The following is a 13,631-nucleotide window of genomic DNA, read 5'->3' on the forward strand; positions in this document are numbered from 1 at the left end:
CTTCCGACTTCCATCGGACTGACATCCGTTACATCCGTTACACAATCCGTTGCCGAACTTCCTTCTTCCTGACATCCGTTACATCCGTTACACAATCCGTTGCCGAACTTTCTTCGTATTATGAGAATTTTAATTGTTGAAGATGACCCGATGATGCAACTGGGATTAGAGCAAGTTTTAGCCGATTCCCCAGAAATAGAAATAGTAGGACAAGCCGAAGACGGCTATTTAGGCGTAGCAGCCGCACTGAAACTCAAACCTGATATTATTGTAATGGATATCGGTTTGCCACGGCTGGACGGCATAGCAGCGACGCAGCAAATTAAAGCACAACTGCCCGAAGTTCGAGTAGTAATGTTAACTTCTCACACGGCAGAAACTGAAATTATTGCTGCCCTTTCTAGTGGTGCGGATGCTTATTGTATTAAAGGTGCTTCCGTAGACAGGCTGTTAGCAGCGATTGCAGCCGCAGCAGAGGGCGCTACATATCTTGACCCTCAAATTGCCCGGACTGTGATAGAACACCTGAAACCCCCGATACCTGCCTCTACAACTACTTTTGGTCAGTTGTCGCAGCGGGAATTGGAGGTGTTAAAATTAATGGTGGAAGGTAACAGCAATCCCGAAATTGCAGCGGCGCTTTACTTGAGCCCAAATACTATTAAAACTCACGTTCGCGGTATTATGAATAAGTTGGCAGTGGATGACCGCGTGCAAGCCGCAGTTGTAGCGCTGAGAACTGGATTGGTGTAAAGAAGTCAGTAGTCAGTAGTCAGTAGTCAGTAGTCAGTAGTCAGTAGTCATTAGTCATTAGTTATTTGTTATTTGTTGTTTGCTACCAAGGCTTTTCTGCTACCGATGCCCGATGCCCGATGCCCTGTTTGGCCGATGCCCTGTTTGGCCGATGCCCTGTTTGGCCGATGCCCGATGCCCGATGCCCCATGCCCCATGCCCGATGCCCCATGCCCCATGCCCCATGCCCCATTCCCAATTCCCAATTCCCAATTCCCAATTCCCAAAAAGTTTATGTCTGAATGGATAGAAATCGGTAAAATTGTAGCAGCTCAAGGTTTGGAGGGGGAAGTGCGAGTCTATCCCGATTCGGATTTCCCGGAAAGGTTTATCGAACCGGGGAAGCGGTGGATTTTGCGCCCTAACAAAAGTGAACCGGAACCGATCGAGTTTTTGGGCGGTCGCTACATTCCCGGCAAAGGGCTGTATGCTGTAGAGGTAGAGGGTGTGGAAGACCGCGATAGTGCTGAGGCGCTGCGGGGCTGTAAGTTGTTTGTTGAAAAGACCGATCGACCTTACCTCGAATCTGATGAGTTTTACGTCCAAGATTTGATCGGTATGGAAGTTTTTAACCAGTTAACCGGGGAAATCTTAGGCAAGGTAAGTGATATTATTCCCGCAGGTAACGACCTTTTAGAAGTAGAAACGAATCTAACTGCGCCGGAAACTGTCGCTGCAGAATTAGAAAAGCCAAAACAGCCTGAAACTCCCCAAGCAAATGCTGACCCCAGAAATACCCGCAAACCACGGAAAATTCGCGTTAAAGAGCCTAAATCCACAAAAATCTTGATTCCTTTTGTGGAAGAGATTGTGCCAGTTGTGGACTTAGAACAAGGCAGAATTGAAATTGTGCCTCCTCCTGGTTTATTGGAATAATATCATGTCCGGTCGAGCGATCGGATATGATATTAGTTATTAACAATTCCCAATTCCCAATTCCTAATGCCCACCATCACTGTTTCCTCTATTTGTAGACCGCACTATCAAGTAACTGATGGAAAGCGCGAAAATTGCAGTCGCCAAACCAATCAAGTCGGCTGCGGTTTTTTTTTCCAGGTCAAGAATGATGATTTTTCGAGATACTGCTATCAAAGAAGTTACAATAACTAGCTCTACTTGAATTACGTGCTTTTTCAGATAAGCTGTAATATTTTCCAAGATTTCCAGAGCAATTAAAACATTTAAAAATAACCCAAATATGACAAACAACGTGTCTTTTAACAAATTATCGTCGTGGTTTACCAATTCTTTTGCTAAAAAAATCAGCAAATCGCAAACGCTGAGGAGAATTACCCAAATCATCGCCAGTGATAAAATTTTCGATATTACTACTTCTACACTTTCTGTAAAATGCAGAAAATTTTCATCAGTGCTTGACTTGGAAATTTGCCTAAATATTTTTTTCAGCATAAAAGTGATTTAGTCTTCATTCTTAATGATTCTGTCATTGTTCGGTACAGTTTGCAAGCGCAAAACTTTGTGATTGCCTGGTTTTACGGCGGCAACCGATTGCTGGGAAAAGGCGGCTCTCTTTGCCCGTTATATTTCAATACGGTTCAGTTAAGCCCGATCCCCCGGCGCCTAGGGCGGGCACTCTTGGCATCGCCCCTACGAAGGGGAGTAGGGGGTGGGACAAGAACTTACTCAAAACCAACCCCTACTCCCCAACAATCAGGGGGAGTAGGGGGTATGCGAGGGGGATCTCGCCCGGAATAAACAGTTTTAACCCAAGCGTATTGCGTTATATTTTATAGTTTTTCGTGTCAGCGAGGAATCGATCGCACGCGAGCGAACTCCTGATTAATAATTTTTGCCATAAAAAAACCTCAAACTATTGTCTAGCAATATTTTGAGGCTTTTAAGGCGCGGTGCGACCACTGAACTAACTATCTATTCTCAACAGAGAATGATTGTTGGATCCCAGCTTGCTCCGACGCAATATAGAAGATAGCTAAAAATTTAGCTCGGGTGGTTTAGTAGCGACGAGAATTGCCACCGCGATCGTTGTTACCCCAGTTACCACCACCAGAATTACCACCACGTTCTTCACGGGGTTTTGCTTTGTTGACTTTGAGGTCGCGACCCATCCACTCAGCACCGTCAAGAGCCTCAATGGCTGCGGCTTCTTCGGCTTCTGTAGACATTTCTACAAAAGCGAAGCCCCGCATCCGACCTGTTTCCCGGTCAGCAGGCAACTGAACGCGCTTTACTGTACCGTACTCTCCAAAAGTTTGGTTGAGGTGCTCCTGCGTTACTTCGTAGGATAAATTGCCGACATAGATTGACATTGAACATTCTCCAGAATCAGAGTGTGTAGAGATTTAAATCCGGAGGAACGCCGATCGAACGAACTGCACTGCCGAAAATAAAGCCTTGTAAAACCATTATAGCACCTATAGGTGCAAACTGCAATTGTCTGACTCGATTAATTAAAAAGAAGGCAGAAGGCATTCGCCAGAAGACATTCTCCCGAAGGAAAAACCCCCATCAAGAAGGAAGAACTCAGAATACATAAATTTACATAAATTTAATTTTCCTTGTTTCCGAACTCTGGCGGGGAAACCCAGTTTTTAGGCTGCTTGACACTCCCCTGCCTGAAGGCGAGGGGATTCTTGGTTCTGCGACCTACCTTAAAACTATCTATCCTTGCGGCAGTGTTTAAACCAGGTATCCGTTCAAAAGAACCAAATATCGAGCTTAATTTAGATCGCCTCAGAGGGTTTGTCTCCCCAAGCTTTCGAGAATTGCTTCTCTTGTTTCTGTGTGCCCCACAGTACATTTTAGAAATAAAAAGTTTAGTCTCTGATTTTGGCTTACATTAGTTAGCCCAGCTATGTTTTTCGTGGTTTTCGCCACCCACTAACCATTATTGTTTTCCGACAAGTCGTTTGAGCGTGGTGTCTCATGTGTATCGGCGGTTATTCTACCTGTAGTATAGTTATTGTACTCTACAATGAACACAATGCAAGAAAGTTCAAGAAAACAATTAACAAAAGTTGATAATTAATTAAAGCCGTCGAGCTTATGACGGGGCTTTAGACCCAATTTCTTGGTAATGGCATAACGATGTTAGGTTTTAGATCTGGGATTGGGGATTTGAGATTTATGTGTAGGGTGCGTCCGGGTTCAAAATTGCTCGATCGAAAGAGGTTGTTACCCGAAAAACGGGTACAAGCCTCCGACTCCTGTCTTGGAGAGATCCAAATTTGAGACTCTTATTCAAAATCGCACATTTATCTGTGGAGTAAATCTCAAATCCTTCGACTCACGGCGATTGACTAAGCGCTTGTGGAACGTCTCGCCAAACATCAACCCGGTTCCTCCCCATGTCTAAAGCCCGCGGCTTCCCGCTGGTTCTGCGGTGATTTGTAACATCCCGTAGTTGGACGGCAGATCAAGAAGTGGCAGCTAGGGGGGATTTTGGCCAATTAAATTCCTCAACTTCTGCGGCAACTTCCGCTGCAGTTTCTGCCCCAACCAGCACCAACTGCACCGCACAAGCTTTTAACTCTGGCTGTTTTGAATCTGGACAGCTTGCAGCATGAGTCATGGCATTGGCTTCAGCCGCTTCGGCCCACAGAGAACCCCAGTGCATCGGTACAAATAGCGTACCTGGGGCGATCGCCTTTGTGACTTTTGCCGGAAACTGCGCCTTGCCGCGGCGCGATCGAACTTCCAGCAAATCCCCCTCCTTAATCTGCAATGTGGCAGCATCGCGGGGGTGAATTTCCAAAAACGGATCGGGGTGCAATTGATTAATTTTCTCTGTTCTACCCGTCCGCGTCATCGTGTGCCAGTGTCCGTAAAGTCTCCCTGTCGTCAACACAAACGGATAATTTGGATCGGGAGGTTCTGCCAGTCCCCGCGAGTGATAGGCCGAAAATCTCGCCCGCGCGTCAGGAGTGTGAAAACGCCTGTCAGTATACAGCCGTTTCGCTTCGTTCGCTGGATGCACAGGCTCGTTTTCCCGGCAAGGCCACTGCTGCGGCCCTTCTTGGCGGATGTATTCGTGGCTGAGGCCGGTCATATCGCAAGGCTGCCCCCGCGTCAACTGTGCGTACTCTGTAAAAACCTCCGCACTGTTCTCGAAAGCAAAGTGTTCAGCAAAACCCAACCGGCGGCCGACTTCAGCGAAAATGCTCCAGTCGTCGCGGGCTTCCCCGGAGGGAGTGTCGAAACCGGGACAAAAGGTAACGCGGCGTTCGGAATTCGTCATTACTCCGGTTTTTTCGCTCCACTGCGTTGCCGGCAGCAGGATGTGAGCGTAGGCCGAGGTTTCAGTGGGATAGTAAGCTTCTTGATAAATAGTAAAGGGCGATCGCAGCAAAGCGGCTTTAGTGCGTTCCAAATCCGGCATACTCACCACCGGATTGGTAGCTGCAATCCACAGCAACTCGACTTCGCCAGTTTCCAAACCGGTAATCATCTCCCAAGCTGTGCGGCCCGGATTCGGGGAAATGCTTCCCGGTGCGATTCCCCAAAACTCCTCGACTTGGGTTCTGTGTTCAGCATTTTTCACAAATCGGTAGCCTGGGAGCAAGTGAGACAGTCCTCCGGCTTCCCGCCCTCCCATCGCATTTGGCTGGCCGGTGAGGGAAAACGGGCCGCATCCCGGTTTGCCGATTTGACCGGTCATCAAGTGCAAATTAATCAGCGATCGCACCTTTGCCGTGCCTTCCGACGACTGGTTTATTCCCATCGACCACAGAGACAAAACGCGCTGCGACTGTTCCCAGTAGTTTGCCGCCGTTTCTAACTCGCTGACAGTAATGCCGCAGCGCGAGGCTACAAACTCCGGCGTGTAGCTGCTAATAACCTCAGCAAAAGCTGAAAAATTCGCCGTGCATTCTTCAATAAACTCAGAATCTATTGCTTGCCTGCGTAACAGCAAATATGCAATTCCGTTAAGCAAATCTATATCCGTACCCGGTTTAATTGCTAAGTGCAAATCCGCCGCTTCAGCAGTCGGAGTCCGTCTTGGATCTACCACAATCATCTTGACATGAGGATGCTTTTTGTGGTATTTAGCTAATCTATTGAATACGATCGGATGGCATTCTGCTGTATTGCTACCGATAATAAAAGCGCAATCTGTTAATTCTAAATCGTCGTAACAGCAAGGCGGCCCGTCCGAGCCAAAGCTTTGAACGTATCCAGAGACTGCTGAAGACATACACAAGCGAGAATTAGCATCAAAATTATTAGTACCCAGACAACCTTTCATTAGTTTCTGGGCAATATAATAATCTTCTGTTGCGAATTGACCCGAACCGTAAACGCACAAAGCATCGGCGCCGCTGGTGCTGCGAATTGTTTGGATGCGGTGAACAATTGCATCGATAGCTTCGTCCCAGCTAGCGCGGCGGAACGGTTGGTCGAGAGTATCTCGCATCATCGGATACAGTAGCCGATCGCTCCGAATCGACTCTGCTACGGTTGCTCCCTTAATACAAACCATGCCCTGACTCGATGGGTGATTGCGATCGCCCCGCACTTTCCAACTTTGTTTTTTGTCGGGAACAACTTCTAGACCGCAACCTACACCGCAGTATGGGCAAAGAGTTTTTATAGTTTCCATCTGGTGATTTTAGATGCTAATTTTTGAAAGCTAATGCGTAATTGGTAATTCGTTATTATAGTCGGAACTGAGGGCTCCTGCAAATAACCTGTGAATAATTACTTAGTTTCCGCATATATGCTTCTCAGAAATCGACAATACCCTGATTTAAAATTACTCGCTATCTTACTACAAATCGCCCTCGCTCTCGCTTGTAGCCAGCTTTGGGCTGCTACAAAATCTTCCTCAAACAGAGGAAATTCCAACCTAACTCTTGTCACCCCCAATGATGGGGGCTAGGATGATTTTTTGCAGAACTCAAACAGCGCATAGGTAATACTTTCGCCCTAGTTGTTGATAGCAATGTGAGATTTAGTGCGGAGTATTATGTCGCCTACTTCCCAGATTTTACTTCAAATACGCCACCGTTGGTGGGGCTAAAAGTTACTTGGAACTCAGCAGTTTTTTCCGCGCTTGCTGCGGCACCGGCAGGAGTTTGCAAAACCGGCAGAGGAGTTTCTTTGACGAAATCTTTAGCCGCTTTATTTGTGGGATCGAACTGTAGGATATCGCCGTTTTCTTTTACTTTGACCCGATAAGTCAAGCTTTCGGTAAATGTCGGAGTTGTTGTCCACTTTTGGTCGATTTGTGCATACAACTGCTTTCCGATCGCATCGAGTTTGGCTTTGTCAGAAATCTCTGATGTGGCACTGGTGGCTGCATTGGGCGCGCCTGCGTTGTTAGCGGCAGCGATGGGTGCAGGGCTAGCGGCAGCGATGGGTCCAGGGCTGGCACCAGCGATGGGTGCAGGACTTGCATTCGGTGCGATCGAACTTGCTGCGATTTGCGGGCTGGGGGGTGAACTCACAACCGCCGCCGCAGTCGTCGCCTGCGGTGCAGTTTCTTCTAGTTTCGCTTCCTTTAGCTGGCTGGAAATAGCAGACATATTGACGGCTGCTAAAGTAACCATTGCTACGAACCACGAGGCAGCCAGGATGCCGCGTTTGATCGGCGAAGCTTCTGGGGCAACGGCTGCGTGATGCACAAAGGGTGCAGGTGCGATCGGCCTGTTAGCAGTCTCCGCAACCGCAGACTTTTTCTTACTAGCAGGTAATGGCATCGGTAGCGCGACGGCTTCTGTCTCTGAGTCCGTTTCTTCACCTTCTTCGTGGTGGGCGTAGCGAGAAAACAGGAACTCCAAAGCAAAGTTACGCAGTTCGTAGTATTTCGGGTCTTCCATAATCCGCGCCCGGTTGCGGGGACGGCTGAACGGAATGTGCATATCTTCGCCGATGGAAGCTGCAGGCCCGTTGGTCATCATCACGATGCGATCGGCCAAAAACAAAGCCTCATCAATATCGTGAGTAATCATAATGACGGTAATTTTTTCCTTCCGCCAAATTTTCAGCAATTCTTCCTGCAACTCTTCGCGGGTAATCGGGTCTAGAGCTCCGAAAGGTTCGTCCAAAATCAACAGTTTGGGACGAGTTGCCAGAGCTCTGGCGATCGCCACCCGCTGTTTCATCCCCCCGGACAATTGGCCCGGTCTTTTGTTACAAGCTTCGGTCAGCCCCACTAATTCCAAGTGTTCCTTGACGATGGTATTGTGTTCGTCTGCGGACTTTTCCGGGTAAACATTTTCAACGCCGAGGTGAATATTTTCTGTAGCAGTCAGCCACGGTAGCAGCGAGTAGTTTTGAAATACCACCATGCGATCGGGGCCTGGTTCAGTAATCTGCGAACCTTCCAGGGCTACTTCTCCGTTTGTCGGCCCGTTGAATCCCGCAATCATATTCAGCAAAGTTGATTTGCCGCAGCCAGAGTGACCGATCAAACAAATAAATTCGCCTTCATTAATAGTCAGGTTTACACCGTCGAGAACGACGTAAGGGCCTTTAGGAGTTTCGTAGACTTTCGATACGTCTTTAATAGTAAGAAAGTCTTGCTTAGGCGTTTGAATTTGGGTTGTTTGGGGGGTTTTTAGAGTTTGCATATTTTCAGGAGGGGGATTTTGGGTTGGGGAATTAGACATGACAGCTTTCGATTGATAATTTGAAACTATGGAGTTAGGAAGGGGGAAATGTGGAGTCTTGTTTCCTGATTTCTTGCTCCTCATTCCCTCTTCCTATTTGCTGATTATGCTGGCAATTTGATGGAACACTGACTGCCTATTTGTTCAATTAATATTTCTTCAATGCGGACAGCGCGCTTGATTTTGACATTTTGAAGATAGTCGATCGGGTCGTCGAGATTAAAGACAGTGCCGTCAAATAGCTCGATCGTCCGGCGATCTCTGGCAATATCCGGCAAACCCAATTCGCGCACGGCTTGACCAAAAACATCGGGCCGCAAAACTCGATCGACCACTTCCACCCAGTTTTTCGGGAACGGGATCAGTCCCCAGCGAGCCATCTGCGCCATCACCCACACCATTTCTAGGCGGTCTGGAAAATTGGCTTTGTCAACATAGAACTGGTTGAAGTTGTAGAGCATTTCGGGTTCTGCCTCCGTACCGGAGTTGTACGGATCGATGAACCCTGGACGGATGTCTTTCGGATCTGCGCCGATGTATTGTTCTTGGCTAATCAATCCTAGGACTTCTTCGCGGTTGCGGCGGTCGTCGCAGTATTCGCAGGCTTCCAAAAGCGCTTTGACGAGGGCGAGGTGGGTTTGAGGATATTTCTGAGCCCAATCTTCGCTAACACCGAGAACTTTTTCGATGTGTCCGGGCAGAATATCTAGGGAACGGGCCATGACAAAACCCGTGCCGCTGTTGACTGCGTGGGAGTTCCAGGGGTCGCCTGAACAGTAACCGTCAATGTTGCCTGCTTTTAAATTCGCTACCATCTGCGGGGGCGGAATCACTGTCAAGCCCACGTCGATGTCGGGGTCGATGCCGCCGGCTGCCAGCCAGTAGCGGAACAGCAGATTGTGCATGGAGGCGGAGTGTACCATGCCCAAGGTGTGAACTTTATCGGGACTCTTGGCGATCGCAGCTTTGAAATCCTCTAATGTCCGAATGCCTTGTCTGTACAGGTCTTTGCTGAAAACAATCGAATTGCCGTTGCGGGACAGGGTGAGGGCGCTACAGACGGGTACAGGGGCTTCACCGTCGAGGCCCAACAGCATGGCGATCGGCATTCCTGCGACCATTTGCGCCGCGTCCAGCCGTCCTTCGGCGACTCCTTTGGCGATCGCTTTCCAGCTAGGTTCGCGGCTGAGACTAACTTCTTCCAAGCCGTGGGCTTGGAAGAATCCTTTTTCTTTGGCTACAACTAAGGGCGCGCAGTCGGTGAGGGGAATAAAGCCGATGTCGAGGTTGATTTTTTCCAGGCCGTTGCGGGCGATCACAGGCGGTTGTTGTTTGGCCCGGCGCTGTTTGACCCGCTTTTGCTGGTTGAGGAAGTAAACCATTTCGTTACGCAGCGCGTAGTAACTCGGATGGTTGACAACTTCCATGCGCTTGCGGGGGCGGGGAATGTTCACTTCGAGGATTTGCCCGATTTGGGCTTCCGGGCCGTTGGTGAGCATCACAATGCGATCGCTCAGTAATAAAGCCTCATCCACGTCGTGAGTTACCATGACGCTGGTGACTTTACTTTCTTCGCAAATTTTCATCAACTGTTCTTGCAAACCGCCCCGAGTTAAAGCATCAAGTGCTCCGAAGGGTTCGTCTAGCAGCAGCAATTTCGGGCGAATGGCCAGGGCGCGGGCGATCGCAACTCTTTGTTTCATCCCCCCAGAAATTTCGCTTGGGCGTTTGTCGGCGGCGTGTCCGAGTCCGACCAATTTAATGTGGTGTTCGATCACCAACTCGCGATCTTCTTGAGAGTTACCGCTGTAAATTTCATTGACTGCTAGGGCGATATTTTCGCGCACCGTCAGCCAAGGTAGCAGCGAGTAATTTTGAAACACCACCATTCTGTCCGGGCCTGGATCGCGGACTTCGCGTCCTTCTAAAGTAATCCCGCCCTGACTTGCTTTGTCGAGGCCGGCGATGATATTTAGCAGCGTAGATTTGCCGCAGCCAGAGTGCCCAATTAAGGTGATGAATTCTCCCTTTTTAATTTTCAGTTCGATATTTTTAAGAGCGATGTATTGCTCTCCATTGGGCAAGTTAAATACGCGGTCAACGTGGTCTACTTCAACAAATATTGACATGGCTATTTTAGGTTAGTTGGTAATTTCTAGATGCTAATTATTAATTGGAAATTGGCCAAACAGGGCATTGGGCATTGGGCATTGGCCAAACAGGGCATTGGCCAAACAGGGCATTGGGCATTGGGCATTGGGCATTGGGCATTGGGCATTGGGCATTGGGCATTAATTTACAACTAATTTCTAGCAGTTTGTAGTTGGCAACCATTCCCCATTCGCCATGCCCGATGCCCGATGCCCGATGCCCCATTCCCAAATCCTATTTCTGTTCTTCGGGAACCACTTTGGAGGCGATGAAACCAACGATTCTGTCTAAAATTAAACCGACTATTCCTACATAAAGCACTGCTAGAATCACTGCACTGAGTCGAGAACTGTTGTAAGCGTCCCAGATGAAGAAGCCGATGCCGACGCCGCCGACTAACATTTCCGCAGCTACGATCGCCAGCCAAGACAAACCGATGCCAATTCTCAAGCCAGTGAAGATGTAAGGAACTGAAGAAGGGAGCAGGATTTTCCAGAAGTATTTTTGGTTGGGTAGGCGCAATACGCGGGCGACGTTTCTGTAGTCTTGGGGTATTTGTTGAACGCCTACTGTGGTGTTAATTAAAATCGGCCAAATTGCTGTAATTAAAATTACGAAAAGTGCAGAAACTTCGTTAGCTTTCACCCCCATGCCTTCAAAGGGATTGAACTGTTGAAATACAGCCAGGGCGATCGGCAGCCAAGCCAGGGGCGGGATAGTTCTGAATACTTGAAACAGCGGGTCTAAAGCATCGAACATTAGGGAGTTGGTGCCAATCAGGATTCCTAAACTGATGCCGAGAACTGCTGCCAAAGTAAAGCCGATCGCCACCCGTTGCAAGCTCGCCAAAATTTGCCAGAACAAGCCTTTGTCTGTACCGCCGTTGTCGAAGAAAGGATTGATAATTAGATTCCAGCTTTCTTGGACAGCTTTGATTGGCCCCGGCAAGGTGGACTCTGGACTGTGGCAGAGGATTTGCCATATTATCAGTAGAACTGTAATCGCGACTAGCGGGCGGATGATTTTTCGGCGGTTTTTTTGAACCTGATCCAGAACGAAATTTACTGGATTTTTGCTTTTAGTAACAGCGAGGTTTGTTGCCATTTTTGTTTTTGCCGTATTGTGAATAATCGATTATTTGTAGATACTTTGAACAGAGTTCAGCCGGCTGGAACCGTCGAACGCACCCTCCGTTTCCCTCTGTCCAACACCATCACTTTTAGGGGTTTGTCAACTGTCAGCAGTCAACTGTCAACTGTCCACAAACTAATTATGCTTTTTTAATTGCCAGACCCTTCAGATATTCTTCGGGTTTTTCTGGGTCAAACTTCACGCCGTCAAAGAAGGTTTCGACACCGCGAGAAGTGGTAGCAGGAATTTGGGCGGCGGGAACGCCAAGTGCTGTCGCGGCTGCTTTCCAAATATCTTCGCGGTTAACTTTATCAACCGTTGCTTTGATGTCGGTAGTTGCCGGGATATAACCCCAGCGAATATTTTCAGTTAAGAACCAAGCATCGTGACTCTTGTAGGGATAAGAAGCATTATCAGCCCAGAATTTCATCGCCACTGGGCTGGCAGCTTCTATGCGACCTGTACCGTAGTCAATTTGACCTTTAGAGCGACCGATAATATCTGCTACTGGAACTTTTAACCACTTATCTTGAGAGATGATTTGGCACATCTCATCCTGATTTTCTGCCTTGTCGCACCACTGCTGGGCTTCCAGTACGGCCATTGTAATTGCTTTAGCAGCTTTGGGGTTTTTCTCAACCCAATCTGCTCTTAAAGCTAAAGCTTTTTCTGGGTGGTCTTTCCAAAGTTCTCCGGTTAGTAAGGCGGTGTATCCTACCTTTTGAGTAACTAGCTGAGCATTCCAAGGTTCGCCGACGCAAAAGGCTTCCATGCTGCCAGATTTCATGTTCGCTACCATTTGGGGCGGCGGTATGGGAATCACGGAAACATCTGTATCTGGATTGATGCCGCCGGCTGCTAGCCAGTAGCGCATCCACAAGTCGTGGGTGCCGCCGGGAAAAGTGATAGCAATTTTTTGATTGGCGAGGGCTTCTTTGAGAGGTTTGCTGTCAGTACCTACTTTTAAGTCTAGGTATTTTTTGCTGATCGAAATTGCCTGACCGTTAGTATTTAACCGCGCCACAAGGTTCATCGGCACTGGCTGATTGCCTTTGGTAATAGTGCCTAATGTCATGTGGTAAGGCATGGGGGATAAGATGTGGGCGCCGTCAATGCCGCCTTTGTCGGAACCGAGTTCTAAGTTGTCGCGAGTAACTGGCCAAGATGCTTGTTTGGTAACTTGTACGTCTTTCATGCCGTACTTGGCAAATAGCCCTTTTTCTTGGGCGATGATTAAGGGTGCTGCGTCGGTGAGGGCGATGAATCCGAGTTTGGCTGCGGTAACTTCTGGGGCGTCGGCGGGGTTGATGTTGACTGCTGGGGCGGCGCTGGGTGATGCGCCGCCGGCTGCGGGGGTTGCACCTCCGTTAGATGTGGTGGAACTGGAACTGCAACCGTGGGCTAGGAGGGTGCCGGCTGCTGTTGCTCCAGCGGTGATGATGAATTTTCTTCTAGAAAGGTTGCTCATTTGTCTTGAATTGTTGTTGTACTTTGAGATGGTGGAAATGTGAGATTTGATATCAATTCCGGTTGCACCGGAATGATTGTTGACTGTTGACTGTTAACTGTTGACTGTTAACTGTGAAATGACATGATTTTGTGTGTCCAGATCGCATCTCACATTGTCAGATTAGGCGTCGATCGTCACTTTGCCGATCGCCCGCGCGCTGCAAGCTAAAATGAACCCTGGTTGTAAGTCTGCGGCCGCGTCGGGTTGGCTGTCGTAGACTGTTTGGCCTTCTAGGAGTTTCTGCTGGCAAGTGCCACAGCTTCCCGACCGGCAATTGCTGTCAAGTTCGACTCCCGCCCGTTCGGCAACATCGAGAATGAACTCATCTTCGCTGCAAGCAATTTCTTTGCCCGATCGAGCGAAAATGACAGTAGATGTCTGAGGTTTGGCTGCCGGGACTGCCGTTTCGTCCCTGTCAACCGTCAGTTGCAGTTGCCGGTTCAGCAAAGCTACATCCC

12 protein-coding genes are annotated in these 13,631 nt (G+C 48.5%); 3 read left to right on the top strand and 9 right to left on the bottom strand.

Annotated features, from left to right (window positions below):
* The first annotated feature begins 120 nt into the window (after positions 1-120).
* The gene (locus QUA16_RS14345; RefSeq protein WP_006632834.1) at positions 121-753 is read left to right on the top strand and encodes a response regulator; all 633 of its coding nucleotides are present in this window, start codon (positions 121-123) and stop codon (positions 751-753) included.
* A 68-nt stretch (positions 754-821) separates the two neighbouring features.
* Here the strand turns inward: QUA16_RS14345 and QUA16_RS14350 are convergent, their stop codons facing one another.
* Entirely contained in the window at positions 822-1,019 is a 198-nt protein-coding gene (locus tag QUA16_RS14350) for a hypothetical protein (protein ID WP_333103555.1), read from the bottom strand.
* 7 nt (positions 1,020-1,026) lie between these two features.
* Between QUA16_RS14350 and rimM the strand changes: the two genes are divergently transcribed.
* Entirely contained in the window at positions 1,027-1,668 is a 642-nt protein-coding gene (rimM, locus tag QUA16_RS14355) for a ribosome maturation factor RimM (RefSeq protein WP_333103554.1), read from the top strand.
* 63 nt (positions 1,669-1,731) lie between these two features.
* Here rimM and QUA16_RS14360 read toward each other — a convergent pair whose 3' ends face one another.
* From QUA16_RS14360 to QUA16_RS14380, 5 genes are all read right to left on the bottom strand, one after another.
* Positions 1,732-2,202, bottom strand: a complete 471-nt coding sequence (locus QUA16_RS14360; protein ID WP_333103553.1) for a phosphate-starvation-inducible PsiE family protein — start codon at positions 2,200-2,202, stop codon at positions 1,732-1,734.
* Between the two features lie 563 nt (positions 2,203-2,765).
* Positions 2,766-3,080: an RNA-binding protein gene (locus tag QUA16_RS14365; RefSeq protein WP_333103552.1), complete on the bottom strand. Its 315-nt coding sequence runs from the start codon at positions 3,078-3,080 to the stop codon at positions 2,766-2,768.
* Between the two features lie 1,106 nt (positions 3,081-4,186).
* Positions 4,187-6,370 carry a nitrate reductase gene (locus QUA16_RS14370; RefSeq protein ID WP_333103551.1) on the bottom strand — a complete coding sequence of 728 codons (2,184 nt, stop codon included), beginning with the start codon at positions 6,368-6,370 and terminating at the stop codon, positions 4,187-4,189.
* A 373-nt stretch (positions 6,371-6,743) separates the two neighbouring features.
* Positions 6,744-8,381 carry a nitrate ABC transporter ATP-binding protein gene (locus QUA16_RS14375; protein WP_333103550.1) on the bottom strand — a complete coding sequence of 546 codons (1,638 nt, stop codon included), beginning with the start codon at positions 8,379-8,381 and terminating at the stop codon, positions 6,744-6,746.
* Between the two features lie 104 nt (positions 8,382-8,485).
* On the bottom strand, positions 8,486-10,510 hold the full coding sequence (locus QUA16_RS14380; RefSeq protein WP_333103549.1) for a nitrate ABC transporter ATP-binding protein: 2,025 nt from the start codon (positions 10,508-10,510) through the stop codon (positions 8,486-8,488).
* Positions 10,511-10,540: 30 nt separating this feature from the next.
* Between QUA16_RS14380 and QUA16_RS14385 the strand changes: the two genes are divergently transcribed.
* The gene (locus QUA16_RS14385; protein ID WP_333103548.1) at positions 10,541-10,687 is read left to right on the top strand and encodes a hypothetical protein; all 147 of its coding nucleotides are present in this window, start codon (positions 10,541-10,543) and stop codon (positions 10,685-10,687) included.
* A 79-nt stretch (positions 10,688-10,766) separates the two neighbouring features.
* Here the strand turns inward: QUA16_RS14385 and ntrB are convergent, their stop codons facing one another.
* The 3 genes from ntrB to QUA16_RS14400 form a co-directional block, all read right to left on the bottom strand.
* A complete protein-coding gene (gene ntrB / locus QUA16_RS14390; RefSeq protein WP_333103547.1) occupies positions 10,767-11,636 on the bottom strand; it encodes a nitrate ABC transporter permease in 870 nt (289 codons plus the stop codon).
* A 166-nt stretch (positions 11,637-11,802) separates the two neighbouring features.
* A complete protein-coding gene (locus tag QUA16_RS14395) occupies positions 11,803-13,131 on the bottom strand; it encodes a CmpA/NrtA family ABC transporter substrate-binding protein (protein WP_333103546.1) in 1,329 nt (442 codons plus the stop codon).
* Between the two features lie 162 nt (positions 13,132-13,293).
* Entirely contained in the window at positions 13,294-13,620 is a 327-nt protein-coding gene (locus tag QUA16_RS14400) for a 2Fe-2S iron-sulfur cluster-binding protein (protein WP_333103570.1), read from the bottom strand.
* Positions 13,621-13,631 lie beyond the last annotated feature (11 nt).

This window comes from Microcoleus sp. S13_C3, from assembly GCF_036700905.1.
Lineage (GTDB): Bacteria > Cyanobacteriota > Cyanobacteriia > Cyanobacteriales > Microcoleaceae > Microcoleus.